This window comes from Methylobacterium organophilum (assembly GCF_022533465.1).
GTDB lineage: Bacteria > Pseudomonadota > Alphaproteobacteria > Rhizobiales > Beijerinckiaceae > Methylobacterium > Methylobacterium organophilum.
This window is the reverse complement of the sequence record NZ_CP092848.1, coordinates 3473101-3497869: the sequence shown is the minus strand read 5'-3', so window position 1 is coordinate 3497869 and position 24769 is coordinate 3473101. Positions and strand designations below refer to the sequence as shown.

The 24769-nt window shown below is 71.1% G+C and carries 23 protein-coding genes; 12 read left to right on the top strand and 11 right to left on the bottom strand.

The window, feature by feature from the left end; genetic code table 11:
- Window positions 1-2: 2 nt before the first annotated feature.
- Both mtaB and dapF read right to left on the bottom strand, forming a co-directional pair.
- Complete coding sequence (gene mtaB / locus MMB17_RS16405) at window positions 3-1226, bottom strand: tRNA (N(6)-L-threonylcarbamoyladenosine(37)-C(2))-methylthiotransferase MtaB (protein ID WP_241099567.1); 1224 nt, start codon at window positions 1224-1226, stop codon at window positions 3-5.
- Complete coding sequence (gene dapF, locus MMB17_RS16400) at window positions 1223-2116, bottom strand: diaminopimelate epimerase (protein WP_241099565.1); 894 nt, start codon at window positions 2114-2116, stop codon at window positions 1223-1225. The genes mtaB and dapF overlap by 4 nt, the downstream gene beginning before the upstream one ends.
- A gap of 271 nt (window positions 2117-2387) precedes the next feature.
- Between dapF and MMB17_RS16395 the strand changes: the two genes are divergently transcribed.
- The 3 genes from MMB17_RS16395 (at window position 2388) to trpS (ending at window position 5143) form a co-directional block, all read left to right on the top strand.
- Window positions 2388-3137 carry a GyrI-like domain-containing protein gene (locus MMB17_RS16395; RefSeq protein ID WP_238314550.1) on the top strand — a complete coding sequence of 250 codons (750 nt, stop codon included), beginning with the start codon at window positions 2388-2390 and terminating at the stop codon, window positions 3135-3137.
- A 61-nt stretch (window positions 3138-3198) separates the two neighbouring features.
- A complete protein-coding gene (locus MMB17_RS16390) occupies window positions 3199-3972 on the top strand; it encodes an endonuclease III domain-containing protein (protein WP_241099563.1) in 774 nt (257 codons plus the stop codon).
- Window positions 3973-4081: 109 nt separating this feature from the next.
- Window positions 4082-5143: a tryptophan--tRNA ligase gene (gene trpS, locus MMB17_RS16385; protein ID WP_241099561.1), complete on the top strand. Its 1062-nt coding sequence runs from the start codon at window positions 4082-4084 to the stop codon at window positions 5141-5143.
- Between the two features lie 151 nt (window positions 5144-5294).
- Here trpS and MMB17_RS16380 read toward each other — a convergent pair whose 3' ends face one another.
- The 7 genes from MMB17_RS16380 to ilvN form a co-directional block, all read right to left on the bottom strand.
- Window positions 5295-5948: a pyridoxamine 5'-phosphate oxidase family protein gene (locus MMB17_RS16380; protein ID WP_241099560.1), complete on the bottom strand. Its 654-nt coding sequence runs from the start codon at window positions 5946-5948 to the stop codon at window positions 5295-5297.
- Between the two features lie 196 nt (window positions 5949-6144).
- Complete coding sequence (gene ilvC / locus MMB17_RS16375; RefSeq protein WP_133089719.1) at window positions 6145-7164, bottom strand: ketol-acid reductoisomerase; 1020 nt, start codon at window positions 7162-7164, stop codon at window positions 6145-6147.
- Window positions 7165-7180: 16 nt separating this feature from the next.
- Window positions 7181-7831 carry a TetR/AcrR family transcriptional regulator gene (locus MMB17_RS16370; RefSeq protein WP_238314525.1) on the bottom strand — a complete coding sequence of 217 codons (651 nt, stop codon included), beginning with the start codon at window positions 7829-7831 and terminating at the stop codon, window positions 7181-7183.
- A gap of 108 nt (window positions 7832-7939) precedes the next feature.
- Complete coding sequence (locus tag MMB17_RS16365) at window positions 7940-8584, bottom strand: glutathione S-transferase family protein (protein ID WP_241099558.1); 645 nt, start codon at window positions 8582-8584, stop codon at window positions 7940-7942.
- A gap of 27 nt (window positions 8585-8611) precedes the next feature.
- Window positions 8612-8956: a type II toxin-antitoxin system PemK/MazF family toxin gene (locus tag MMB17_RS16360; protein ID WP_241099557.1), complete on the bottom strand. Its 345-nt coding sequence runs from the start codon at window positions 8954-8956 to the stop codon at window positions 8612-8614.
- Window position 8957: 1 nt separating this feature from the next.
- Window positions 8958-9251: an AbrB/MazE/SpoVT family DNA-binding domain-containing protein gene (locus MMB17_RS16355; protein ID WP_241099556.1), complete on the bottom strand. Its 294-nt coding sequence runs from the start codon at window positions 9249-9251 to the stop codon at window positions 8958-8960.
- A gap of 56 nt (window positions 9252-9307) precedes the next feature.
- Window positions 9308-9850: an acetolactate synthase small subunit gene (gene ilvN / locus MMB17_RS16350; RefSeq protein ID WP_238314488.1), complete on the bottom strand. Its 543-nt coding sequence runs from the start codon at window positions 9848-9850 to the stop codon at window positions 9308-9310.
- Between the two features lie 104 nt (window positions 9851-9954).
- Here ilvN and MMB17_RS16345 point away from each other — a divergent pair, with 104 nt between their 5' ends.
- Entirely contained in the window at window positions 9955-10824 is an 870-nt protein-coding gene (locus tag MMB17_RS16345; RefSeq protein WP_241099555.1) for a methyltransferase domain-containing protein, read from the top strand.
- 53 nt (window positions 10825-10877) lie between these two features.
- Here MMB17_RS16345 and MMB17_RS16340 read toward each other — a convergent pair whose 3' ends face one another.
- Window positions 10878-11357, bottom strand: coding sequence for a hypothetical protein (locus MMB17_RS16340; protein ID WP_241099554.1), 480 nt, complete (start codon window positions 11355-11357; stop codon window positions 10878-10880).
- A gap of 41 nt (window positions 11358-11398) precedes the next feature.
- Window positions 11399-13174 (bottom strand): acetolactate synthase 3 large subunit, encoded by a 1776-nt coding sequence (locus MMB17_RS16335; protein WP_238314700.1) that lies wholly within the window; start codon window positions 13172-13174, stop codon window positions 11399-11401.
- Window positions 13175-13552: 378 nt separating this feature from the next.
- Between MMB17_RS16335 and MMB17_RS16330 the strand changes: the two genes are divergently transcribed.
- The 8 genes from MMB17_RS16330 to MMB17_RS16295 are packed head-to-tail and all read left to right on the top strand — an operon-like array spanning window position 13553 to window position 24745.
- Window positions 13553-14065 carry a chemotaxis protein CheW gene (locus tag MMB17_RS16330; RefSeq protein WP_241099553.1) on the top strand — a complete coding sequence of 171 codons (513 nt, stop codon included), beginning with the start codon at window positions 13553-13555 and terminating at the stop codon, window positions 14063-14065.
- Between the two features lie 7 nt (window positions 14066-14072).
- Window positions 14073-15581, top strand: a complete 1509-nt coding sequence (locus MMB17_RS16325; protein ID WP_241099552.1) for a CheR family methyltransferase — start codon at window positions 14073-14075, stop codon at window positions 15579-15581.
- Window positions 15578-16129, top strand: a complete 552-nt coding sequence (locus MMB17_RS16320; protein ID WP_238314452.1) for a chemotaxis protein CheW — start codon at window positions 15578-15580, stop codon at window positions 16127-16129. The genes MMB17_RS16325 and MMB17_RS16320 overlap by 4 nt, the downstream gene beginning before the upstream one ends.
- Before the next feature lie 46 nt (window positions 16130-16175).
- Window positions 16176-17849 carry a methyl-accepting chemotaxis protein gene (locus tag MMB17_RS16315; protein WP_241099550.1) on the top strand — a complete coding sequence of 558 codons (1674 nt, stop codon included), beginning with the start codon at window positions 16176-16178 and terminating at the stop codon, window positions 17847-17849.
- A 20-nt stretch (window positions 17850-17869) separates the two neighbouring features.
- Window positions 17870-20074, top strand: coding sequence for a hybrid sensor histidine kinase/response regulator (locus MMB17_RS16310; protein ID WP_241099549.1), 2205 nt, complete (start codon window positions 17870-17872; stop codon window positions 20072-20074).
- Window positions 20075-20109: 35 nt separating this feature from the next.
- Window positions 20110-21162, top strand: coding sequence for a chemotaxis-specific protein-glutamate methyltransferase CheB (cheB, locus tag MMB17_RS16305; RefSeq protein WP_241102214.1), 1053 nt, complete (start codon window positions 20110-20112; stop codon window positions 21160-21162).
- Window positions 21159-22886 (top strand): response regulator, encoded by a 1728-nt coding sequence (locus tag MMB17_RS16300; RefSeq protein WP_241099547.1) that lies wholly within the window; start codon window positions 21159-21161, stop codon window positions 22884-22886. Before cheB ends, MMB17_RS16300 begins: the two co-directional genes overlap by 4 nt.
- Window positions 22883-24745 carry a response regulator gene (locus MMB17_RS16295; protein ID WP_241099546.1) on the top strand — a complete coding sequence of 621 codons (1863 nt, stop codon included), beginning with the start codon at window positions 22883-22885 and terminating at the stop codon, window positions 24743-24745. The genes MMB17_RS16300 and MMB17_RS16295 overlap by 4 nt, the downstream gene beginning before the upstream one ends.
- Window positions 24746-24769 lie beyond the last annotated feature (24 nt).

The window sequence follows — 24769 nt, the reverse complement described above, 5'->3', positions numbered from 1 at the left end:
CGTCACCTCGCCGAGAGCATCTGCCCGTCATGGCCGGTGACGTGCACGGTGCGCAGTTCGCCCGCGGCTGCGCCGGGGAGGCGGACCCGCGCGAAGCCTTCGGTGCGGCCGATGCCGCCCCGCTCGGTCAAGACCCGCCGCACGGCGCCGATCTCGCCGTCGAGATGGCGAACGAGCGCCGCTTCCCCCGCGGCGCGCAGGCGGGAGGCGCGATCGCGCACGATCTCCGGCGCGACCTGCGGCATGCGTGCGGCCGGCGTGCCCGGCCGGGGGGAATAGGGGAAGACGTGGAGATGGGTCAGCCCGCATTCCGCGACGAGGTCGAGGGAGCGGGCGAAGTGGGGTTCGGTTTCGGTGGGGAAGCCGGCGATCAGGTCCGCTCCGAAGACGATGCCGGGGCGCAGGGCCTTGAGCCTGTCGCAGAAGGCGATCGCCTCGGAGCGGCTGTGGCGCCGCTTCATGCGCTTGAGGATGAGGTCGTCCCCCGCCTGCAGGGAGAGATGGACGTGCGGCATCAGCCGCGGCTCCTCGGCGAAGGCGGCGACGAGGGCCGGGTCGGCCTCGATGGAATCGATCGAGGACAGGCGCAGCCGCGCCAGATCCGGCACCGCCTTCAGGATGCGCCGGACCAGGGTGCCGAGGCTCAGGCCCGCCGCGAGGTCGCGGCCATAGGCCGTCAGGTCGACCCCGGTCAGCACGACCTCGCGGCCGCCCCGGTCGACGATGCGGGCCACCTGCTCGACCACCGCGTCCGGGGGCAGCGAGCGGGAACGGCCGCGGCCGAACGGGATGATGCAGAAGGTGCAGCGATGGTCGCAGCCGTTCTGCACGGCGACGAAGGCGCGGGTATGCCCCTCCAGGGCGTCGGCCCGGACGGGGGCGAGGCGGCGCTCCTCCATGATGGTGCCTGGAGGCGCGGCGTCGCCGGTCCAGGTCTCCGGCCGCGTCTTGGCGGCGTTGCCGACGAGGCGGGACACCTCCGGCATGGCGGCATAGGCCTCCCGCTCCACCTCGGCGCCGCAGCCGGTGACGACGATGGGCCGGTCGGGCCGCGCCCGGGCGGCCCCGCGGATCGCCTTGCGGGCCTGCCGCCCGGCCTCCGCGGTGACGGCGCAGGTGTTGACGAGCAGGAGGTCGCCCCCGCCCGCGGCCTCGGCGGCGGCGCGCATCGCCTCCGACTCGACGGTGTTGAGCCGGCAGCCGAAGGTGAGCGTCTCGACGCTCATTCCGCCGCGCACCCGGCGAAGATCGCGGGGTCGAAGGTGCCCTCCCCTTCGAGAAAGACCGGGCCGGTCATCAGGACGTGGTCGTCGGCGCGCCACTCGATGAAGAGGTCCCCGCCGGGCAGGCTCACCGTGGCCTGCCGGCCGATCATGCGCAGGCGCGCGGCGGCCACCGCCGTGGCGCAGGCGGCGGTGCCGCAGGCGAGGGTGAGGCCGGCCCCGCGCTCCCAGACCCGCAGCTTGATCGTCTCGCGGCCGGTCACCTGCGCGATCGAGATGTTGGCCCGCTCGGGGAAGAGCGGATGGGCCTCCAGCAGTGGGCCGATGCGGCCGAGATCGTAGCCGTCCGGGTCGGTCTCGACGAAGAAGATCGCATGCGGGTTGCCCATGCTCACCGCGCTCGGGGAATGCAGCACCGGCGCGTCGATCGGGCCGATCTGCAACTCGATCAGCCGCGTGTCGGGGAAGGGCTCGGCCAGCGGGATCTCGTCCCAGTTCAGGCGGGGGCGGCCCATATCGACGGTGAAGGAGCGGTCGGCGACCCGGCGCACGGCCACGAGCCCCGCCCTGGTCTCCAGCGTCAGGGTGCCGCCCTCGGCCGGGCGCGCCATCGCGGGGTCGTCGAACATGGCATAGGCGACGCAGCGGGTGCCGTTGCCGCAGGCCCCCGATTCCGAGCCGTCGGTGTTGTAGATCCGCATGAACGCGTCGGTGCCGGGGCTCTGCGCGTCGTGGATCACCATGAGCTGGTCGAAGCGCGAGCGCGGGTCCCGCCCGATGGCGCGGGCTTCTTCCGGCGCGACGGTGAGGCCGCTGCCGCGCAGGTCCAGCACCACGATCGCGTTGCCGGCGCCGTGCATCTTGAGGAAACGACGATGTGCGAGAGGACTCATGAGGCCTGTGTGCCGATGGGGCTCGGATGAGAGGCGGCGGAGGGTTGGAAGCCGGGGGCTATATGGCAGCCCGGGCCGCCGGGCGCGAGACCCGGGCGGGGTACGGGGGCGTGGCATGCAGGCCGCGCCGGGTCACGATCCCGCGCCCGATCCGCCTCGCCGAGGCGCGCACCCTCGCAGGCGCGGGGCTTCGTCGCTACGTAGGACGCCGTGCCCGGGAGCCGCGCGCGAATCAGCGCGGGCGGTCGGCAGGGCCATTCGGGAGTCTTTCTTGATCCGTCTGCCCGCTCCCTTCCTCGCCCTCTCGCTTCTCGTCGGCGGCGCGAGCCTGCCGGCCTGGGCGGACGAGAAGGCGCCCCCGCCGTCCAACGCGCCCTCGCCCGCCGAGAAGACGCCGCTGCCGACGACGACGCAGCCCGACCCGTCGAAATCCGAGGGGGGCACGCCCGCCCCCGCCCCGGAGCAGGCGCCGGTGCGGCAGACCCCGCCCGGGGCTCCCCCGCCGAGCGCGGCGGGTCCCAGCCCCCGCCAGACGCTGGTGCCGCCGAGTGCCGAGTCGAACGACGTGGAGACGGTCACCCTCGCCCCTAAGCCGGCGGCCATCGTGTCCGGCACCACCAAGTGGGAGGAGGCGGTGCCGAGCCTGAAGGCGAGCTTCGCGCGGATCGAGGCGGCGCTGGCCAAGGCGGGTGTCAAGGCGACCGGGCGCCCGATCGCGATCTTCATGAAGACCGAGGATGCGGGCTTCGACTACGAGGCGATGATCCCGATCGAGGCGACGCCCGCCAACCCGCCGACGGAGGAGGGCCTGCGCTTCGGCACCACTCCGGCCGGCAAGGCGATGCGGTTTCCCCACAAGGGATCCTACGACGAGATCGACGGCACCTACGAGACGCTCACCGCCTATCTCGACGCCAAGGACATCGCCGTGCAGGACCGCTTCGTCGAGGAATACGTGACCGACCTGACCGACAAGGCGGACGAGAAGCTCGACGTGAACATCTACGCGCTGACGAAGTAAGCGCCCCGAAGGAAGTGGCCCGGCGCGGGAACCGGCCGAATCCCTCGTGGATTCGGCCTCCATGTCCTTCCTGCCCGACAGCTCCGCCCAGAAGCGTCCCCGCGCCCGGCCCAAGCCGGACCCTGTGCCGGACCCCGCGCCGGATGCCGAGGCCGGCCCGCGCGCCCTGGAGATCCACCGGCGCCTCTGCGGCGTCTATGGCTGCCCGATCCCCTATTTCCACGATTTCGATCCCCTCAGCGAGCTGATCTCCTCGCTGCTCTCCCACCGCACCCGCAACGCGGAGTCGGGGCGGGCCTTCAAGGCGCTGCGGGCGCGCTGGCCCGACTGGGCCGCCGTGATGGCGGCCGACACGGCGGCGATCGAGGAGACGATCCGGGGCGTGACCTGGCCCGAATTGAAGGCGCCGCGGATCAAGGCCGTGCTCGCCGCGGTGGCCGAGCGGCAGGGCGAGCTCTCCCTCGATGTCCTGAAGGCGATGGAGGTGGAGGCCGCCCGGGCCTGGCTCGAGGCGATCCCCGGCATCGGCCCGAAGACGAGCGCGGCGGTGCTCGCCTTCAGCACCCTGCGCATGCCGGCGCTGCCCGTCGACAGCCATCACCACCGGGTCGCCCAGCGCCTCGGGCTGATCGGGCCGAAGGTCGATGTCGGCCCGAGCCACGCGATCCTGCGGGCGCAACTGCCGGCGGACTGGTCGGCCCAGGCCCTCTACGACAACCACGAGGTGCTGATGCTGCACGGCCAGCAGGTCTGCCACCACCGCGCCCCGCGCTGCGGCGCCTGCGTGCTGCTCGATCTCTGCCCGACCGGGCAGGCGCGAAAAGAGCTTCGCTGAGCCCGCCGGCGTTCTTGACCGGCTCCGCTCCCGGGTGCCAGTAACCGGCCCCTTGACCAGGGACACGAGATCGCCTCGGCCCAGCCTCCGCACCCAGGGATCCGCGCCGATGGCCGCGTTCACCGACCTCGTCTTCTCCGGCGTCCAGCCGACCGGGAACCTGCATCTCGGCAACTATCTCGGCGCCATCCAGCGCTTCGTGGAGATGCAGGAGCGGGACGCGCAGTGCCTCTATTGCGTGGTGGACCTGCACGCGATCACGCTGTGGCAGGACCCCGAGGCGCTGAAGGGCCAGATCCGCGAGGTCACCGCCGCCTTCCTCGCCGCCGGCATCGATCCCAAGCGCTCGATCGTCTTCAACCAGTCCCAGGTGCCCCAGCACGCCGAGCTCGCCTGGATCTTCAACTGCGTCGCCCGCCTCGGCTGGCTGAACCGCATGACGCAGTTCAAGGACAAGGCCGGCAAGGACCGGGAGAACGCCTCGATCGGGCTCTACGACTATCCGGTACTGATGGCCGCCGACATCCTGGCCTACCGGGCGACGCATGTGCCCGTGGGCGAGGACCAGAAGCAGCATCTGGAGCTGACCCGCGACATCGCGCAGAAGTTCAACAACGACTTCGCCGGCTCGATCCTGGCCCATGGCCATGGCGAGCAGTTCTTCCCGCTCACCGAGCCGCTGATCGGCGGCCCGGCCGCCCGCGTCATGTCCCTGCGCGACGGCTCGAAGAAGATGTCGAAGTCGGACCCCTCCGACTATTCCCGCATCAACCTCACGGACGACGCGGACGCCATCGCCCAGAAGGTGCGCAAGGCCAAGACCGATCCGGAGGCGCTGCCCTCCGAGGTGGCGGGTCTCGCCGGCCGGCCGGAGGCGGACAACCTCGTCGGCATCTTCGCGGCGCTGCGCGGCATCACCCGCGAGGAGGTGCTGACGGATTTCGGCGGCGCCCAGTTCTCGAGCTTCAAGCCGGCGCTGGTCGACCTCGCCGTCGAGAAGCTCGCGCCGATCGGCGCCGAGATGAAGCGGCTCGTCGCCGACACGGCCTATATCGATTCCGTGCTGGCCGACGGCGCCGCCCGGGCCGAGGCCATCGCCGCCCCGACCCTCGACGCGGTGAAGGACATCGTCGGCTTCGTCCGCCGCGGGCCGGCGCTGAAGGCGGTCTGAGGCACGGGCGCCGAACGGCCGCTCCGGCCGTTTGCGACGGCTCGGAGCCGGCATCGGTCTCCCGGCCGCGCTGGCCACGCCCGCGATCTTCGTGGCGACCTCGCCCGGCCTGTCTTCCGCAGGATCGCCCGGGGCGCCGCGCCCCGCTCCCTCAGGCCTCGCCCTTCACCAGCTTCTCCCCATAGGCATCGAGGCTCAGCACGCCTTCCCGCTCGGCCCGCGCCCGGTCCTCGTCGCTGATGACCGCCTGCACCATGTCGAGGCGCTTCCACTGGGCGAGCGGCGTCTCGCTGCCGGGCCTGGGCACGTAGCGGCTCTGCGCGACGCGGGTGTACTGGTGGATGTAGCGCGGGCAGTTGACCCAGGCCTTGGTGACGTCGACGCGCACGATGTACTTGGCTTCGGTGTATTCGCTCAGCAGGGGATCCTCGCGCAGGACCCGCGCGGTGCCCTGCACCCGCAGGCGGTGCGGCGTCTCGAAGTCGATGAAGAGCAGGCCGACCCGGCCCTGGCCGGTGATGTTGCCCATCGACAGGAACATGCCGTTGCCGTCGAAGCCCGGGAAGGCGAGCGCGTTCGGGCCGAGCACCTTCACGAAGCCGCTGGGGCCGCCCTTGTAGGAGACGGTCGGGTTCCCCTCCGGATCTACGGTCGAGAGGAAGAACATGTCGCGGGTCTCGATGAAGCCGCGCTCCGGCTCGCCGAGCGCCGGCTGGACGTGATGCTTGTCGAGGAAGTCCGCGAGCTTCTGCGTGCCGAACGCTTCCTGGAGCGCGCGGTGCTCCCCGCTATAGAACGAATCCATCTCGTATCCTCCCAATATGTCGTGCCGCCCGTCTTTGCGCGGGGCAGCATCGCAGAGCAGGCGGGGCCGCCTGTAGGGCATCTTGCCCGAGGGGGCGGCCCAAGGAAAAGGCCGGCACCGCGTCGCGGGCCGGCCTTCAGATGAGCCCGAGGCCGGGAAAGCCCGGCCTCGATGTCACGGGTGATCCGTTCCCGGATCAGTTCTTGGACTTGTCGACGAGCGCCTTCTCCGAGATCCACGGCATCATGCCGCGGAGCTTGGCGCCGACCTCCTCGATCGGATGGGCGGCGAGCTTGGCGCGGGTGGCCTTGAACGAGGTCTGGCCGACCTTGTTCTCCAGCATCCAGTTGCGGGTGAAGATGCCCGACTGGATGTCGTTGAGGACGCGCTTCATCTCGGCCTTGGTCTCCGGCGTGACGATGCGCGGGCCGGTGACGTACTCGCCGTACTCGGCGGTGTTGGAGATCGAGTAGTTCATGTTGGCGATGCCGCCCTCGTAGATGAGGTCGACGATCAGCTTCACCTCGTGCAGGCACTCGAAATAGGCCATCTCGGGGGCGTAGCCCGCCTCGACCAGGGTCTCGAAGCCGGCCTTGATCAGCTCGACGAGGCCGCCGCAGAGCACGGCCTGCTCGCCGAACAGGTCGGTCTCGCACTCCTCCTTGAAGGTGGTCTCGATGATGCCGGCGCGGCCGCCGCCATTGGCCGAGGCGTAGGAGAGGCCGAGGTCATGGGCGTTGCCCGAGGCGTCCTGGGCGATGGCGATCAGGGTCGGCACGCCGCCGCCCTTCAGGTACTCGCCGCGCACGGTGTGGCCGGGGCCCTTCGGGGCGACCATCAGCACGTCGAGGTCCTTGCGCGGCTCGATCAGGTTGAAGTGCACGTTGAGGCCGTGGGCGAACAGGAGCGCGGCGCCCTGCTTCATGTTGCCCTCCAGCGACTCCTTGTAGATGTCGCCCTGGAGCTCGTCGGGGGTGAGCATCATCACCACGTCGCCCCACTTGGCGGCATCGGCGACGTTCATCACCTTGAAGCCCTCGTGCTCCGCCTTCTTGGCGGTGGCGGAGCCCTCGCGCAGGGCGATGACGATGTCCTTCACGCCGGAATCGCGCAGGTTGAGCGCGTGGGCATGGCCCTGGGAGCCGTAGCCGACGATGACGACCTTCTTGCCCTTGATCAGGTTCAGGTCGGCGTCGCGATCGTAATAGACACGCATAGTCTGGTTCCTCTTCTCAAGCTTGGTGGTTGGGGTGTCGCGGCTGGCCGTACAGGGCCAGGAACTGCTCGACCGCCCGGGCCGCGTCGCGCCGGATCCCGGCGGCGTCGAGGTCGAGGGCGTCGCCGAGCAGGAGACGGATCTGGATGTCGCGGCCGACCAGCCCGAAGAAGGTCCGGAAGGCCGTCTCGCTGTCCTCGAAGGCGAGGAGGCCCGCGGCGCGCCCCGCCTCCAGCACCGGCTTGACCCGGTCCCCGATGGCGAAACGCCCGTTGGCCAGAACGATTCCGCCGAGATTGCTCTTGGCCGAGGCGGCGTGGCCGATGGCGAGGCGGTTGAGCGCCACCGAGGTGGGGCTCGCGATCACTTCGAGCCAGGTCGCGGCGAAATCCCCGAGGCTCTCGCGCAGGGTGGCCACGTCGAGATCCTGCGCCTCGTAGCGGCCGGCCCGCACCCGGGAGGCCTGCCACTGCACGGTGGCGGTGAGCAGGCCCTCGCGGTCGCCGAACCACTTGTAGAGCGTCTCCTTGGAACAGCTCGCCCGGCGGGCGACCGCATCCATGGTGAGCGGGTCGCCCTCCTCGACCATCAGCGACAGCACGGCATCGAACACCGCCTGCTGGCGGACCGATGGGGTGTCCTGCGGGGAAGGAGAATTCGGCTGCATCGCCCTGGGGCCAGTACCGTACCGTACGGTACGGCTCCTTAGACAGATTCGCCGCCTCAGGCAACCGGGCTCCCGGGCTCCGCTCCGGCGCCGCGCGAGGCCGCGGGCTCAGGCCGGCAGCGTCAGCCCCTCGCGGGCGAAGACCGCCTGCACGGCGGGCCGTTCCGCCATCGCCCTCGCATGGGCGGTCCAGGCGGGGAAGCGCTCGGCCATGTCGAACTTGCAGGCCGGGCCGCGGCCCCAGGTCCAGAACAGGAGCAGGTAGGGATCGACCACGCTGTAGCGGTCGCCCACCGCCCAGCCGCCGTTGGAGAGGCGCACCTCCGTCATGGTGCAGAGATCGCCGAAGGTGTCGAGGCCCTTGGCCCGGATTCCGGGAAACGCGGCCTCGTCGTCGGTGTAGCGCTCGCTGCGGCGGATATGGGCGAAGGCCGGGTGGTGGTTCGTCGAGAGCCAGGACAGCCACTCGTCCGCCTCGGCCTGCGCCCGGGGCGCCTCCGGCCAGAGCCCGGCCTCCGGATGCGCGCGGGCGATGTGGCGCAGGAGCGCGGTGTTCTCGGTGAGCACCCAGCCGTCCTCGTAGAGGGCGGGTACCCGGCCCTTCTCGTTGATCGCCAGGTATTCCGCGGCCCGCTGGTCCCCCGCCTGCAGGTCGAGGCGCACGGTCTCGTAGGGCGCACCGGTCTCTTCCAGGGCGATGTGGGACGCGAGCGAGCAGGCGCCGGGGGCGTAGTAGAGGGTGCGGGCGGTCATTCGGAGATCTTCCAAATTTCGTGCGGGTCAGAGACCGATCAGCTTCGCGATCTGGTGGCGAACTTCGATGAGAACGGAGTCGGGCACCACGCCGAGACGCCTGAGGATGCGGGCCCGTTGATCGATCGAGCGGACCTGGTCCGTCAGGACGGCGCCGGCCGTGCCTGTGCCGGCGGGAAGCATGACTTTGGTCGGCCAGGGTTCGACGTTGCGCGTGATCGGGCAGACGATCACCCGGCGCGTCGCCGAGTTCATGAGTGCTTCCGAGACGACGAGAGCCGGCCGCCGCCCATCCTGTTCGGTGCCGCGCACCGGGCCGAGTTCGACGAGGATCAGATCGCCGGGCTGGAGCGGCGCATCGTCGGGCGCCATCTCAGCGGGGATCGCCGTCGTCGATGATCTCGGCGCCGCGATCCGGTCCCCAATCGACGGTCGGCGGCTCGAAGTCCGGACCGAGACGGCGCATCTCGGAGACCATCTCCTCGAGTGTGTAGACAGGACGCCCGTCAACGGAGCGCCGGCCGGCCCATTGTGCCGGTTCGGGCGGCGATGGCGGCTTCGAAACGATCTCCACGGTCTCCCCCTCGCGGATGCCGAGTTCCTCGGCCTCCGCGCTGGTCAGCCTGACGGCGAGATCATCGCCCCAGCGAACGACTTTGGCTTCCATCGCGAGCCTCCGGGAACCGGCGCGCGGGGCGCGCCGGCCGAGATTCCGGCCCGATCCTACATCGGCTCCGCGCCGCGGCCCATGGCGGCGATGCCGGTGCGGGAGATCTCGACGAGGCCGATCACGCCGAGCAGGTGGATGAAGCGGTCGATCTCCTCGGTCGCGCCGGTCAGCTCGAACACGAAGGAGTTGAGCGTGGCATCGAGCGTGCGCGCGCCGAAGGCCGAGGCGAGCCGCAGGGCCTCGCTGCGGTTCTCGCCCTGGCCGACCACCTTCACCAGGCAGAGCTCCCGCTCGAGGGCATTGCCCTGGAGGGTGAGGTCGACGACCCGGTGCACCGGCACCAGGCGGTCGAGCTGCGCCTTGATCTGCTCGATCACCGCGTTCGTGCCCGTGGTCACGATGGTGATGCGGGAGATGTGGCGCGCCTCCTCCGTCTCGGACACGGTCAGGCTTTCGATGTTGTAGCCGCGGCCCGAGAACAGGCCGGCGATGCGGGCGAGGGCGCCGGGCTCGTTGTCCACGATCACCGCGAGGGTGTGGCGGTTGACCGGCTCGACGCGGACCGCGTCGGGGTAGTGGGTGTTCATCGCGTTCATCCGTGCCGATCCTTCGCTGTCGTCTTCCCTGGGTCCCGGAAGGGCGCTGGACCGCCGTCCTCCCGGGTGATACCGGCCGCGCCATGAACCGGCGCCAGCGTGTCTTGGAATTTGTTCGTCCCGCGGGACGTGTCGGCGTCGAGATCGGCCCCCTCGCCCGGCCTCTGATCCTCCGCGAAGACGGCGACATCCTCTACGCGGACCACCTCGGCGCCGACGACCTCCGCCGGAAGTACGACGGACATCCGGCTCTGGGGCCGGAGGGCGTGGCCGGCATCGCCGAGGTCGACGTGGTGCTCGACCGCTGCAGCCTCGCCGAGGCCCTGGGGCCGCGCGGCCCCGTGGACTACGTCGTCGCCGCCCATGTGATCGAACACATCCCCGATCCCATCCGCTGGCTCGCCGAGGCGGCCGAGGCGCTGAAGGCGGACGGCCTCGTCTGCCTGGTCGTACCCGACAAGCGCTTCACCTTCGACCATCACCGCCCCGTGACCCCGACCGGCGCCCTCGTCGCGGCGCATCTGAACCGGCTGGAGCGGCCGCCCATCTCGGCGATCTACGAGCAGATCGCCCGCGCCTGCCCGGTCCATGCCCCGGCGGTGTGGAAGGGCCACCGGGTCGACCCGACGCCCTATCCCGGCGGCGGCCCGGCCGAGGCCCTGCGCATCGTCCGGGAGGTCGCCGGCACGGACACCTATATCGACGCCCATTGCACGGTGTTCACGCCGCACAGCTTCGCCGTGGCGCTCGCCGAGATCCTGGCGCTGGGCCTGATCCCCTTCGCCTGCGAGGCCTTCGCGCCGACGCTGCCCAACGAGGACGAGTTCTTCGTCCTCCTGCGCAAGCGCGACGCCTGGAGCCCGGAAGCCCGGGCCGCCTCGGTGCCGTCCCTCGATGCCAAGCGCCATCACGACCTGCCGCCCTCGCGGGTCTCGGCCTGGATCCGGTCCGCCGCCCGCGCCCGAGGAATTTAAGTCCGAGTACCGTATGATGATTATTGAGTGCACACTCTTCGTGCCTCGGTTTGTTAAAATCTTAGTTCTGGATGCTTGATTCGAATTTGCTGAATTACATATGTTAGGAATGTGAATGCTGTACCAAATATACTAATAGTTCCTGGATGTTTGCAATCTTTGCAGATTATGTATGTCGGCACTAATTGTTGTGAGCTATTTAGAAAAATATTTGAACCGTCCCAGATAGCCCAACCCAAAGTAAGATCTTTGGCATGCCTTATCTTATGTATTGCAAATAAATAGTTGTCTTCAAAATCATTGTTTTTCACACTAGAATTTTCGAGTGAAAACCTGCTCGCTGATGCGCCAGTAACTTGGTCTTTAAGCTCGCAAAGCTCATTTATTCTGTAAGCATTGCAAGAAAATTCAAATGTTTTTATTATAACATTCTCTGTTACGGCATCTTTTAATTCGCATGGATAGATTGTGCTTGAGAGAGAAAAAATATCTAGGGCGAGCCGCCGAGCTTCAATGATATGAAGCTCGGCCATGCGCCTAGTCGAAGAGTCGGCTTTCTTGAAGTCGACCATAATTAGACCAGCATCTTGCCCTCTTCCGAGATGACGTCGCCGATCTCGACCCCGGTCTCGCCGAGATAGTCGGAGAGCAGCATCTCGTTATGCGCCTTGCCCGAGGGGATCATCGGGAAGCAGTTCTCGGTCTTGTCGACGACGCAGTCGAAGATGACCGGGCCGTCGTAGTCGAGCATGTCCTTGATCGCCGCGTCGAGCTCGCCGGGCTTCTCGCAGCGGATGCCCTTGGCGCCGTAGGCCTCGGCGAGCTTCACGAAGTCCGGCAGGCTCTCCGAGTAGCTCTGCGAGTAGCGCGAGCCGTGCAGCAGCTCCTGCCACTGGCGCACCATGCCCATGTACTCGTTGTTCAGGATGAAGATCTTGATCGGCAGCCGGTACTGCACCGCCGTCGAGAGCTCCTGGATGTTCATCAGGATCGAGGCCTCGCCCGCGATGTCGATCACGAGCCCGTCCGGGTTGGCGAGCTGCGTGCCGATGGCGGCGGGCAGGCCGTAGCCCATGGTGCCGAGGCCGCCGGAGGTCATCCAGCGGTTCGGCTCCTCGAACTTGAAGTACTGCGCCGCCCACATCTGGTGCTGGCCGACCTCCGTGGTGACGAAGGTCTTGCGGTCCTTGCAGGCCTCGTAGAGGCGCTGGACCGCGTATTGCGGCTTGATGATCGTGCCCGAGGGCCAGTAGGCGAGGCAGTCGCGCGACTTCCAGCGGCTGATCTTGTTGAACCAGTCCTCCAGGCGTCCCTTGTCGGGCTGGGACGGCAGCGCCCGCCAGGCGGCGAGCATGTCCTCCAGCACCGAGGCGCAATCGCCCAGGATCCCGACATCGACCTTGACGACCTTGTTGATCGAGGAGGCGTCGACATCGACGTGGATCTTCTTCGAATAGGGCGCGAAGGCATCGAGCCGACCGGTGATGCGGTCGTCGAAGCGCGCGCCGATGCAGATCATCACGTCGCAATCGTGCATCGCGAGGTTGGCCTCGTAGGTGCCGTGCATGCCCAGCATCCCGAGGAACTTGTCGTCGGAGGCGGGGAAGGCGCCCAGGCCCATCAGGGTCGAAGTGATCGGGAAGCCGGTCTCGGCCACCAGCTCGCGCAGGAGACGCGCGGCCTCGGGCCCGGAATTGATGACGCCGCCGCCGGTATAGAAGACGGGCCGGCGCGCGGAGGCCATCAGCTCGACGGCCGCGCGGATCTTGTCCTGATCGCCCTTGACCGCCGGGTGGTAGGTCTTGTGGCCGTTGTGGCGCGGGCGCTCGTAGACGCCGGAGGCGAACTGGACGTCCTTGGGCAGGTCGATGACGACCGGGCCCGGGCGGCCGTGGCTCGCGACGTAGAACGCCTCGTGCAGGATGCGCGGCAGGTCGTCGATCGATTTGACCAGGTAGTTGTGCTTCGTGCAGTGGCGCGTGATGCCGACCGTGTCGCATTCCTGGAAGGCGTCGGAGCCGATCAGATGCGTCGGGACCTGGCCCGTGATCGCGACGATCGGGATCGAGTCCAGCATCGCGTCGGTCAGGCCGGTGATGATGTTGGTGGCGCCCGGGCCGGAGGTCACGAGGACGCACCCGACCTTGCCGGAGGAGCGGGCATAGCCCTCCGCCGCGTGGATCGCGCCCTGCTCGTGGCGCACGAGCACGTGCTTGACCGCGTCCTGGTGGAACAGGGCGTCGTAGATCGGGAGCACCGCGCCGCCCGGATAGCCGAACAGGGTGTCCACGCCCTGATCCTGGAACGCCCGGATGACCATCTCGGCCCCGGTCATGACCTCGCCGCCCATCGTCTCCTCCATCACCTTTCGCATGCGACGACCCGGAATTCGGCAACAAAAAAGGGCCCCGAGGGACCCTGCATGCGCCACCGACCGGGTCTCGCGGGCTATTTCAAGCCCGCCCCGTCCGTGGCGCTTCCGCTACGATGAGAACCGCACGCATGCTTCGTATCAGACTGCTTCGAAAACAAGAGCCGCCCGTCTAGTCGAAGGATAGGCGAGCGTCAACGGGATCCTTGCGCGGTTCTCGATCAAATCGACGGGCGATCGGCGGGGAACCGCGGCCAGGCTTCGCTCGTCTTGTCCCCACGCGCGTTTCGGACCACATCGAGGCGCAGCCGCGACCGAACCTGCAGGGCCACCGGGCGCTGCGCCCTGAGGCGAGACATGACGCCAGCCGCCTCCGCCTATCTCCTCCTCGACCTGGCAGGCCGCCCCTGCGCCCTGTCGCGGGCCTCCGTCCGGGAGGTGCTGCCGCTGCCGCATCTGCACGCGCCCCCGGCGGCGGGGGGACCGCTGGCGGGCTTCCTGAACCTCTCGGGTGCGCCCGTGCCGGTGCTCGACCTCGCCCGCCTCCTCGGCCTGCGCGCGGGGGCCGAGGCCGCGCCCGACGCGGCGCCTGCGGACGCCTATAGCCACGTGGTCCTGTCCGCCGGCGGCGATCTCGGCCTCCTCGTCGACCGCGTCGTGGATCTCGTCCAGGTCCCGGCGGAGGACCTGCGCCCGGTCTCGGACGCGCGCACTCTCAACGGCTGCGTCGAGGCGGAGATCGCCCTCGGCGACCGGCTGGTGCACGTCCTCTCCTTCGCCCGCATCGTGACCCGCGAGGAGCAGGCCCGGCTCGAGGCCCTGCGCCTGCACGCGGCCGCGCGCCTCGCCGCCCTCCCGGCGGAGGCGTGAGGCGGGCGTGGCGGAGGAGCCGGGGCGCCGCCGCACGGGCGAATCGCGGACGGATGCCGGCTTCCCGGCCCTGAAGGCGCGCATCATCGCGCAGACGGGCCACCAGTATTACGCCGACAAGGACGACCTGCTGTTCGACCGCCTCGCCCGGCGCTTCCGCGCCTGCGGGGTGCCGGATTCGGAAGCCTATCTCGCCCACCTCTCCGGGCCGGAGGGGGCCGGGGAATGGTCGGCGCTGGAAGCCGAGATCACCATCGGCGAGACCTTCTTCTTCCGCTACGCCGAGCAGTTCGAGGCGCTTCGCAGCACCATCCTGCCCGGCCTGATCGCGGCCCGGAAGGGACGGAAGACCCTGCGCATCTGGAGCGCCGGCTGCTCCACCGGGGCCGAGCCCTATTCCGTGGCCATCCTCGTCCACGAGCTGCTCGGCCTCGCCCTGCCCGATTGGCGCGTGACCATCCTCGGCACGGATCTGAGCGCCGCCGCCCTCGCCACGGCGCGCCTCGGGGAATACGGGCGCTGGGCCCTGCGCACCCTGCCGCCGGAGGAGCGCCTGCGCTGGTTCCGGCCGATCCCGGCCCGGGCCGGGGCGCTGCGCGAGGGCGGCTACGCCCTGCGCCCGGAATACCGCGCCATGGTCCGGTTCGAGCGCCTGAACCTCCTGGCTCTCCTCGACGGCACCGTGCCCGAGGCCTACGCCGCCTTCGACCTGATCCTCTGCCGGAACGTGCTGATCTATTTCGGGCAGGCGCAGGTGAACGGGATGGTGCGCGCCTTCGGCCAGCGCCTGGGCGAGGACGGCTGGCTGCTCCTCGGCCATGCCGAGCCGAACCCGGCCTTCGCCGCCTGGCTCGCACCGGTCAATCTCCCCGGCACGGTCGCCTATCGGCCCCTCGGCACGCCGGAGGCCGCGCCTCCCCTCCCCCCGGAGCGGAAGCCGGAGCCGGTCGCCGCGCCGTCCACCCCACCGCCGGCTGCGACGCCGCCATCCCTCGCCCGGCCGCTGCCCGTCCCGGATCCGCCGGCGCCGTCCTCAGCACCGGCGGCCCCTCCCCGGCCCGCCGCCCCGGACGCCCTCATGGATATCCCCGCGGAGGCGGAGTCCGACCGCGACCGCGTCCTTTCCCGCATCCGGGCCCTGGCCGATGCGGGGGAGATGGGGGCGGCCTGGCGGGCGCTGAGCGCGGCCCTGGAGGCGGACCCGATCGATCCGGGGCTGCGCTACTACCAGGGATTGCTCGCCCGCAGCCTCGGCCGCGAGGCGGAGGCCGAGCGGGCCCTGCGCGGCGCCCTGTTCCTCGACCGGGACTTCGTGATGGCCCATTACCAGCTGGGATTGCTGCTCTCGGCGCTCGGCCGCCGCCTCTCGGCCCTGCGCGCCCTCGACAATGCCCTGAGCCTCGCGCAAGGACTGTCGCCGGAGACGGTGCTCCCGGAGGGTGACGGCGTGACCGCGGGCGAGATGAGGGACAACCTGCGGCATGCGCTCTCCGGCCTGCGGAGGCCGACCGCGTGAGCGAGGCTCCGGCGGTTCTCGACGCCCGGCGACGGCGCATCCTGCTCGACGCCCGCTCCGCCGCCCTGGCCGCGCGGCCCGCCGGCGGCGCCGAGGCCGTGGCGCTGTCCGCCTATCTCGTCTGTACCTGCGGCCCGGAGCGCTACGGCCTGCCGATCGAGGCCGCCGCGGCGGTCCTGCCCGGGCGCCCCTGCGCCCGCCTGCCGGGGGCCGCCCCGGCCATCCGCGGGATCGTCGCCCTGTCGGGCGTCGTCGTCACGGTGATCGATCTGTCCGCCCATCTCGGCCTCGGGCGCGGCCCGGAGGACGAGGCGGGGCGCGGCCATCTGCTGCGGCTGCGCGGCCAGGAGCCGCCGATCGCCCTCCTCGTCGAGCGGGTGCTCGGCGTGGAGCACGTGCCCGTGCCGGCCCTGCCCGATGCCAACCCCGATGCGAGCCTCGGCGCCCATGCGGTCGCGCGCTATGCGCCGCCCGGCCGCGACGGCGCGGGCGGCTTCTCGATCCTCGACCTTCCCCTCCTCCTTCGGCGCTACCGTCCGGCGGCCTGACGCCGCCGCGGACCCGCCGATCCCCGTCATCCGGAGCCAGCCCCCCGTGTCGCTCTCGATCGGAAAACGCATCCTCCTCGGCTTCGTGGCCGTCACCCTGGTGATGATCGCCCTCGGCTTCTACGCGATCGGCCAGATCGGGGCGGTGCGGGACGCGACGGACAAGATCGTCTCCCGCGACCTCGTGGTGCTGCGCCAGCTCGACGAGCTCGGCAACGAGACCCGCAATCTCGGCGTCGTCCGGCGCAACGCCGTGATCGCCACGCTCCTGCGGGCGCAGGGCCGCACCGTGCGGGACGAGGATTTCGTCGGCAGCTGGCGCAAGATCGCGGTGAAGACGGACGGTCTCTTCGCCGAGCTGGTCCGGGAGACCGATCAGTACCGCAACCTGTCGATCTCCACGGAGCGCGCGGCCACCTGGGACAGGCTGCACACGGTGCTGGTGCAGTCCCAGGACATCTATCGCCGCTACCGGATGCTGAGCGAGGCGCAGCTCGGCGCCACCTCGGCGAAGGACGTCGAGGAGGTGGAGAACCGCAACGACGAGGTGAGCGGGCTCTACGAGACGACGCTCGCGGCCATCGACAAGGCCCGGGCGGCCCTCGACGAGGGCGTGATGGCGGGCCAGCGCGCCGTGGCCGAGATCCACGAGAGCAGCCGCTTCTCGATCATCCTGACCCTCCTGCTCGCCGTGGTGCTGGCCGTGCTCGTCACGGTGCTGATCAGCCGCGCCGTGGTGCGCCCGCTCAACCTCGTCATGGCCTTCGCCGAGCGGGTCGGTTCGGGCGACCTCTCCAGCCAGCTCGATGCCCGCGGCGGGGACGAGGTCGGCCGCCTGGGGCGCACCCTCAACGGCATGGTGGCCGGCCTGTCCGATCTCGCCCGCACCAACCGGGCCGCCACCGCCGACCTCAACGCGGCCGCCGCGGAGATCCGGGCCTCGGCCCAGGAGCAGGCGGCGAGCGTCGAGGAGCAGTTCGCCGCCGTCCAGGAGACCGCCGCGACGGTGGACGAGATCACCCATTCCGGCGCCCAGATCTCCAAGCGCGCCACCGAGGTGATCGCGACCGCGCAGGCCGCCGCCCAGACGGCCAAGCAGGGCCTGCGGGCCGCCTCCGACACCGCCCGCGCCATGGACTCGATCCGCGAGCAGGGGGAGGCGGTGGCCGGCAACATCGTCGCGCTGAGCGAGAAGACGCAGGCCATCGGCGAGATCATCGCCACGGTGAACGACATCTCCGAGCGCACCCACCTCCTGGCGCTGAACGCGGCGATCGAGGCGGCGGCGGCGGGCGAGAGCGGGCGCAGCTTCGCCATCGTCGCCTCCGAGATGAAGCTCCTCGCCGATCAGGCCAAGGCCGCCACGGTGCAGGTCCGCACCCTGCTCTCGGAGATCCAGCGCGGCATCAATTCCTCCGTGATGCTGACCGAGGAGGCGGTGAAGCGCGCCGCCACCGGCAAGAGCCGCACGGATTCCACCGTGCGCACGATCGAGGAGATGGCGGCCCGGGTCGAGGAGGGCGTGCAGACCTTCCAGCAGATCGTCGCCTCGACCAACCAGCAGCAGCTCGGCATCGAGCAGGTGATGGGTGCGCTCCAGAACATCCGCCAGGCGAGCCAGCAGACCGCCGCCGGCACGCGGCAGGTCGAGACCGCCTCCGCCAACCTGACCGAGCTCGCGCAGGGGCTGATGACCCTGGCCGAGCGCTACCGGCTCTGAGGCACGGGCGCGTCTGAGGGATGGACATCCGGCGGCAGCTCCTCGAAGCCTTCGACCTCGAGCACCGGGAGCACCTCGAGGCGATCCGCACGGCGCTCGCCGGCGGGGCGGAGGGCCGCGCCCCGGACTGGAACGACGTCTTCCGCCGCGCCCACAGCCTGAAGGGCGCCGCCCGCGCCGTCGATCTGCCCCCGGTCGAGACCATCGCCCACCGCCTGGAGACCCTGTTCGAGCAGGTGCGCGACGGGCGGCGCGCCCTCGACGGGGCGGTGATGGCCGCCTCCCACCTCGCCCTCGACCGGATCGAGGCCTTCGTCGCCGGGACCAAGACCGGCACGCCCTCCATGCCTCCCGACGCGCTCGCCGCGCTCGATGCCTGCCTCGCCGGCTGGTCCCCGGCCGCGGAGCCCGCGCCCGCCCCGCCCCCGCCGAAGGAGGCCGCCCCGGCCGAGCCGGTGCCGGAAATCCCGCCCGATCCGGCCCAGGCGGTGCTGCGGGTGCCCGCCACGACCGTGCAGGCACTGGCGCTCGCCACCTACGACCTCGCCGGAACCCTGCCCGGTCAGGCCGCCGTCTCGGAGGGCCTGCGCCGGATCGCCGCCTCCGCGGCCCGGCTCCGGCGCCAGACCGAGCGGCTGCGCGGCGGCGAGGCGGAGCGGGGCCGGACCGACCTGTCGAGCCTGGAGGCGGCGCTCGCCGATCTCGCCCGCGACGCCGCCGACCTCGCCCGCAGCCAGGTCGGCACCGCCCTCGCCCTGGAGAACGCCGCGGCGCGGGTCCGGGAGGAGGCCGAGCGCCTGGCCCTGGTCCCGGCGGAGACCGTGTTCGGCGGCTTCGCCCGGACCCTGCGCGAGACCGCCCGCGGCGAGGGCCGCGAGGTCGATGTCCGGGTGCGCGGCCTCGACCTGCCGGTGGACCGGGTGATGCTCCAGGTGCTCAAGGACCCGGTCCTGCATGTCCTGCGCAACGCCCTCAGCCACGGCTTCGAGCCGCCGGAGACGCGGATCGCCGCCGGCAAGCCGGCCTCCCTCGTCATCCGCTTCGAGGTCGCCCTGCGCGCGGGACGGCTGGAGATCGCCGTGCGCGACGACGGCCGCGGCCCCGACCTGCCGGCGATCGAGGCCCGCGCCCGCGCCGCCGGGCTGCTCGCCCCCGGGGAGCGGGCGGAGCGCGAGAGGCTGCTCGGCTTCGTGTTCGAGCCCGGCTTCTCCACCAGCGCCGCGGTCGACACCCTCTCCGGGCGCGGCATCGGCCTGTCGGTGGTGGCGGAGGCGGTGCGGCGCCTGCAGGGCAGCGCCCGGCTCGAACCGGGCGAGCTCCATGGCAGCGCCCTGGTGATGAGCCTGCCGCTCTCGGCGGCCCGCTGCCCGGTCCTCGTGGTCGAGGCGGGGGGCGCGGCCTATGCCCTTCCGGCGGATGCGGTGGTGCGCCTGCTGCGCCTGACCCCCGAGCAGCGCGGCCGCGTGCAGGGGCGGCCCGTGGCGAGCCTGCCGGCGGCGGGCGGCGCGACGGAGACGCTGCCGGTGGTCGACCTCGCCGCCCTGCTCGGGGCAGCGGAGGACCAGGAGCGGGACGGGCCGGTCGCGGCGGTGCTCCTGCGGGCCGGGTCCGGGCGCCGCTTCGTGCTCGTGGCGGAGCGCCTGCGCGAGGTGCGGACCTGCCTGCTCATGCCGGCGCCGCCGATCGGTCTCGACGCGATGCTGGCCACGGGCACGGTCATCCTCGAAGCCGAGATCCCAGCCCTGGTGCTCGACCCGGATTTCCTGCTGTCGCGGGCCGTCGAGGGGGCTGCGATCGCCCGGAGAGATGGTATCAGACTCGACACGTCCCCCGACGGAACGTTGGCCGCCAGCCGGCGTTCGACGGTTCTCGTCGTCGACGATTCGATCACCACGCGGACCCTGGAGAAGAGCATCTTGGAAGCGGCGGGCTACCGGGTGGTCGTCTGCGTGGATGGGCAGGACGCGCTCGACACCCTGCGGTCCGGGCTCGAACCCATCGATCTCGTGGTGGCGGATGTGGAGATGCCCCGCCTCGACGGCTTCGGCCTGGTGAAGGCCCTGCGCGGGCAGGACGCCTTCGCGAACCTTCCGGTGATCCTGATGACGTCGCGCGGCGACGCCGAGGACGTCGCCCGGGGATTGGACCTCGGCGCCAGCGCGTATCTGACGAAGCAGAAGTTCGATCAGCGCGAGCTCCTGGACACGATCGGTCAATTGCTGTGACGATGGGATCCGAACCTGTCCGCCGCGTGCGCGTGATGCTCGTGGAGGACTCGCTGGTGGTGCGCACGCTGCTCGCGCATATCGTGGCGCGGGACCCGCGGCTGGAGCTCGCCGGGGCGGTGGCCTCGGGCGAGGAGGCGCTGGCCGCCCTCGCGGTGACCCGGCCGGACGTGATCTCCATGGATATCCGCCTGCCCGGCATCGACGGCCTGGAGACGACCCGGCGCATCATGGCCGAGCACCCGACCCCGATCGTGGTGATCGCGGATGCGGTCGAGGATTCCTCTCTCAAGATCTCCATGAACGCCCTGCGGGCCGGCGCGCTCTCCGTGGTCGAGAAGCCGGTGGCCACGACGAATGCCGGCTACGAGGCCATCGCCGAGGAGATCTGCACGCAGCTGCGCATCATGGCGGCGGTGCCGGTGATCCGGCGTCGCCCGATCGGCGCGGAATGGGCGGCGCGCAAGGCCTCCCTCATCCAGGCCGAGCCCCTCCCCCTGGCGGCGAACGCCCAGCCGAGCGTGCTCGCCATCGCGGCCTCCACCGGCGGGCCGCCGGCCCTGGCCAAGGTGATCGGCGCCCTGCCCGCGGGCTTCCCCCTGCCGGTCCTGCTCGTCCAGCACATGGGCGCGGCCTTCATGGAAGGCTTCGCGAGCTGGCTCGACAGCGTCGTGCCCCTGCCGGTGGCCGTCGCCCGGGACGGCGAGCGGATGCAGCCCGGCCATGTCTATGTCGCCCCCGGCGACCGGCATCTCGAACTCGGCACCGCCGGCACCCTGCGGGTGACGGGCTCCGAGCCGGTCAGCGGCCAGCGCCCGGCCGCGACGGTGCTGTTCCGCTCCGTCGCCCGGCAGGCGGGCGCCCGCGGGCTCGGCGTGCTGCTCACCGGCATGGGCGAGGATGGGGCGCTCGGCCTGCTCGACATGCGCCGGGCCGGGGCCCTCACCATCGCCGAGCACGAGAGCACGGCAGTGGTCTACGGCATGCCGGCCGCGGCCGTGCGGCTCTCGGCGGCCGCGCAGGTCCTGCCCCTCGACCGGGTGGCGGGGCAGCTCCTGGCCTGCGTCTGGCCGGAGGCCACGGTATGACGGAGACCCTGGCAACGGCGGCGCCGGAGCGGGCCGCCCGGCTCCTCCTCGTGGAGGATTCCGAGACCCAGGCCCTGGAGCTGCGCCTGTTCCTCGAAGGCGCGGGCTTCTCCGTCGACCGCTGCGCGACGGCGGAGGCCGCGCTCGACCGCCTCAACAGCGACCTGCCCGACCTCGTCGTCGCCGATCATCACCTGCCGGGGATGAACGGCGACGAGTTCACCCGGCAGATGCGCCTCTCGCTGCGCACCCGCACCCTGCCCGTGCTGATGCTGACCGGAGCCCAGGACGGCGAGCGCCAGGGCCTGGAGAGCGGGGCCGACGCCTATGTCGCCAAATCCGCCGACCGCGACCTCCTGATCCTGCGCATCCGCGCGCTCCTGCGCGAGCGCGTCGCCGAGGAGGGCCCGGGCGTCTCCGCCTTCCGGCGCGGCCGGGTGCTCGTGGTGGATGGCAGCGCCACCTACCGCACCTTCTTCGCCGGCCTGCTCAGCCAGGACGGCCATGCCGTCGAGACCGCCGTCGACCGGGCGACGGCGCTGGCCGCCCTCGACGCGCCGGGCGCGGCCTTCGACTGCGTGACCGTCGATCTGCTCGGGCACGCCTATGACGGGCTCGCCCTGTGCCGGGAGATCGCGGCGCGCCGCAGCCTGGCGCTGCAGGACGGCACCAGCGCGACGGGAGCCTTCCAGCTGCTCGGCGTCGCGAGCGGCAACCCGGACAAGGCGATCCACGTGGAGGCCTTCGCCGCCGGCGCCGACGACGTGGTCGCCAAGACCGACGGCGAGATCCTGGCGATGCGGGTGCGCGGCCTGGTCCGGCGCCGGCTTCTCGAAGAGGACAACCGCCGCATCACCGGCGAATTCGGGGCCCGGGAGCGTGCGCTCGAACGCGCCCGGGCCGAGGCCGAGGCGGCGGAGGCCCGCGCGGCCCTCGCCGACGCCCTGGAGCAGGCGAACCAGGACCTCGCCGCCGCCAACCGCAAGCTGACGGAGGCCCAGGCCAAGCTGGTCCAGGCCGCCAAGATGGCCTCCCTCGGCGAACTGGTGGCCGGCATCGCCCACGAGATCAACAATCCCCTCGCCTTCATCCTGGCCCATCAGGGCACCGTGGAGCGCCTGCTCACGGAGATGGCGCCGCCGGAGGACGAGGGGGCGCGCAAGGCCCTGACCAAGGCGCGCGACCGGGTCGGCTCCATGCGGATGGGCCTGACGCGGATCCAGGAATTGGTGCTCAACCTGCGCAAGTTCTCCCGCCTCGACGAGGGCGAGCGCTCCCTCGTCAACGTGCCGGACGCGATCGAGACCGTCCTGTCCCTGATCCAGCACAAGCTCGGCGACCGCATCACCGTGATCCGGGATTTCGCCGGGCGGGCGGAGATCTGCTGCACCCCGGCCCTGCTCAATCAGGTCGTCATGAACATCCTCGGCAACGCCGCCGACGCGATCGCTGGCCCCGGCACGATCACGGTGGCGACCCGGGCCGAGGCGGAGACGGACGTGATCCGGATCAGCGACACCGGCCCCGGCATCCCGGAAGCGCTGCGGGAGCGGATCTTCGAGCCCTTTTTCACGACGAAGCCCGTCGGCTCCGGCACCGGCCTCGGCTTGGCGATTGCCTACAGCGTCGTGCAGGCGCATAGCGGCACCCTGAGCGTCGAGACAGCGCCGGGCGGTGGGGCTTGCTTCGTCATCGGGATCCCGCGACAGACGGCGGACGCATGACCAAAGGTACGATCCTCGCCGTCGACGACGAACCGGACATCCTCATCGCTCTCGAGGACCTGTTCGAGGACGATTACCGCGTCGTCACCACGACCCGCCCCGTCGAGGCGCTGGCGATCCTCCGGGCCGACCCGGACATCGCCGTGATCATCTCCGACCAGCGCATGCCGGGCCTGACCGGCGACGCGCTGCTGGCCGAGGCGCGCGGCTTCCACGAGGCGCAGGCCATCCTGCTCACGGGCTATGCCGACATCACCGCGGTGATCGGCGCGCTCAACCGCGGCGGCATCATCGGCTACGTGACCAAGCCGTGGGACCCGGCCCTGCTGCGCAGCACCGTGCGCAACGCCTATGAGCGCCACCGGCTCGCCCGCGACCTCGCCACCGAACGGGCGCTGCTGCGCGGCCTGCTCGACCATTCCGAGGACGCCATCGCCTTCAAGGATTCGGAAGGCCGTTTCGTCCGCCTCAACGCCCGCAAGGCGGCTTCCCTCGGGGCCGAGCCCGCCGCCTGCATGGGGCGGCAGGAGGCGGAGTTCCTCGATCCCGCCGCGGCCGAGGCGGTGCGCGGGGCCGAGGCGCTCGCCGTCTCCGGCGCCGAGCCCACCGAGGCGGTCGTCGCGACGGGGCCGGCGGGGGCCGAGCGCTGGACGCAGGTGAGCCGCGTCCCGATCCGCGACACGGCCGGGGACGTGTCCCATCTCGCCGTGATCGAGCGGGACGTGACGCAGCAGCGGCTGATGGAAACCCGCCTGCGCCAGACCGACAAGATGCAGGCGCTGGGCACCCTCGCGGGGGGCATCGCCCACGACTTCAACAACCTGCTGACCGCGATCCTCGGCAGCCTGGAGCTCGCCGGCCCGAAGGTCGCCGACCAGCCGCGGGTGAAGCGCCTGATCGACAACGCCACCGGTGCGGCCCAGCGCGGCTCCGCCCTGACCAAGCGCCTGCTCAGCTTCAGCCGGACGCCGGACCTGCGCCTGCGCAGCGTCGACGTGAACGCCCTGATCGACGGCATGAGCGACCTGTTCGGCCGCAGCCTCGGCGGGCTCGTCACCGTGCGCACGGCGCTCGCCTCCGAGACGCCGCAGGCCTGCGTCGATCCCGATCAGCTCGAACTCGCGATCCTCAATCTCTGCATCAACGCCCGGGACGCGATGCCCGAAGGCGGCGCGATCACGATCGCGACCGGAGCCGCCCATGTCTCCGGCGAGGCGGAGCTCGCCGACGGCGACTACGCCCTGGTGACGGTGACCGACGAGGGCACCGGCATCCCGCCCGAGCTGCTGGAGCGCGTCTGCGAGCCCTTCTTCACCACCAAGGCCGTGGGCCAGGGCACGGGGCTCGGCCTCGCCATGGTGTTCGGCCTCGCCCAGCAGGCCAAGGGACGCCTGCGGATCCGCAGCGAGGTCGGGCGGGGCACGCAGGTGGAGCTAGCCCTGCCGCGGGCCGTGGGGGAGACGGAGAGCGGCACCGTCACCGTCAACGGCGACCGGCCGGCGCCCCGGCGCTCGGCCCGGGTCCTCGTCGTCGACGACGACGCCGAGGTCCGGCACGTCACCGCCTCCTTCCTGCACGATTTCGGCTACGCGGAATCGGAGGCCGTGGACGGCCCGTCTGCGCTGGACGCCATGGACGGGGCCCGCTTCGACCTCGTCGTGGCCGACCTCGCCATGCCGGGCATGAACGGGGTGGAGTTCGCCACGGAGGTGCGCCGGCGCTTCCCCGGCACGCCGGTCCTGATCCTGACCGGCCATGCCGACGCCGTCGCGATCCCCGAGGATCTGCCGGTGCTGATGAAGCCCTTCGGCTCCGGCGAGCTCGCCGCCCAGGTCGCGGGCCTGCTCGGCGCGACGTGAGCGTGGCTCAGGCTGCGGGCGCCC

Bases quoted from the DNA above. Each gene is read 5' to 3' on its own strand.
- ilvC (WP_133089719.1), bottom strand. From the start codon at position 7,164: ATGCGTGTCTATTACGATCGCGACGCCGACCTGAACCTGATCAAGGGC.
- trpS (WP_241099561.1), top strand. From the start codon at position 4,082: ATGGCCGCGTTCACCGACCTCGTCTTCTCCGGCGTCCAGCCGACCGGG.
- mtaB (WP_241099567.1), bottom strand. From the start codon at position 1,226: ATGAGCGTCGAGACGCTCACCTTCGGCTGCCGGCTCAACACCGTCGAG.
- MMB17_RS16335 (WP_238314700.1), bottom strand. From the start codon at position 13,174: ATGGGCGGCGAGGTCATGACCGGGGCCGAGATGGTCATCCGGGCGTTC.
- MMB17_RS16390 (WP_241099563.1), top strand. From the start codon at position 3,199: ATGTCCTTCCTGCCCGACAGCTCCGCCCAGAAGCGTCCCCGCGCCCGG.
- MMB17_RS16340 (WP_241099554.1), bottom strand. From the start codon at position 11,357: ATGGCCGAGCTTCATATCATTGAAGCTCGGCGGCTCGCCCTAGATATT.
- MMB17_RS16310 (WP_241099549.1), top strand. From the start codon at position 17,870: ATGGACATCCGGCGGCAGCTCCTCGAAGCCTTCGACCTCGAGCACCGG.
- dapF (WP_241099565.1), bottom strand. From the start codon at position 2,116: ATGAGTCCTCTCGCACATCGTCGTTTCCTCAAGATGCACGGCGCCGGC.
- ilvN (WP_238314488.1), bottom strand. From the start codon at position 9,850: ATGAACGCGATGAACACCCACTACCCCGACGCGGTCCGCGTCGAGCCG.
- MMB17_RS16300 (WP_241099547.1), top strand. From the start codon at position 21,159: ATGACGGAGACCCTGGCAACGGCGGCGCCGGAGCGGGCCGCCCGGCTC.
- MMB17_RS16355 (WP_241099556.1), bottom strand. From the start codon at position 9,251: ATGGAAGCCAAAGTCGTTCGCTGGGGCGATGATCTCGCCGTCAGGCTG.
- MMB17_RS16360 (WP_241099557.1), bottom strand. From the start codon at position 8,956: ATGGCGCCCGACGATGCGCCGCTCCAGCCCGGCGATCTGATCCTCGTC.
- cheB (WP_241102214.1), top strand. From the start codon at position 20,110: ATGCTCGTGGAGGACTCGCTGGTGGTGCGCACGCTGCTCGCGCATATC.
- MMB17_RS16370 (WP_238314525.1), bottom strand. From the start codon at position 7,831: ATGCAGCCGAATTCTCCTTCCCCGCAGGACACCCCATCGGTCCGCCAG.
- MMB17_RS16330 (WP_241099553.1), top strand. From the start codon at position 13,553: ATGACGCCAGCCGCCTCCGCCTATCTCCTCCTCGACCTGGCAGGCCGC.
- MMB17_RS16295 (WP_241099546.1), top strand. From the start codon at position 22,883: ATGACCAAAGGTACGATCCTCGCCGTCGACGACGAACCGGACATCCTC.
- MMB17_RS16380 (WP_241099560.1), bottom strand. From the start codon at position 5,948: ATGGATTCGTTCTATAGCGGGGAGCACCGCGCGCTCCAGGAAGCGTTC.
- MMB17_RS16365 (WP_241099558.1), bottom strand. From the start codon at position 8,584: ATGACCGCCCGCACCCTCTACTACGCCCCCGGCGCCTGCTCGCTCGCG.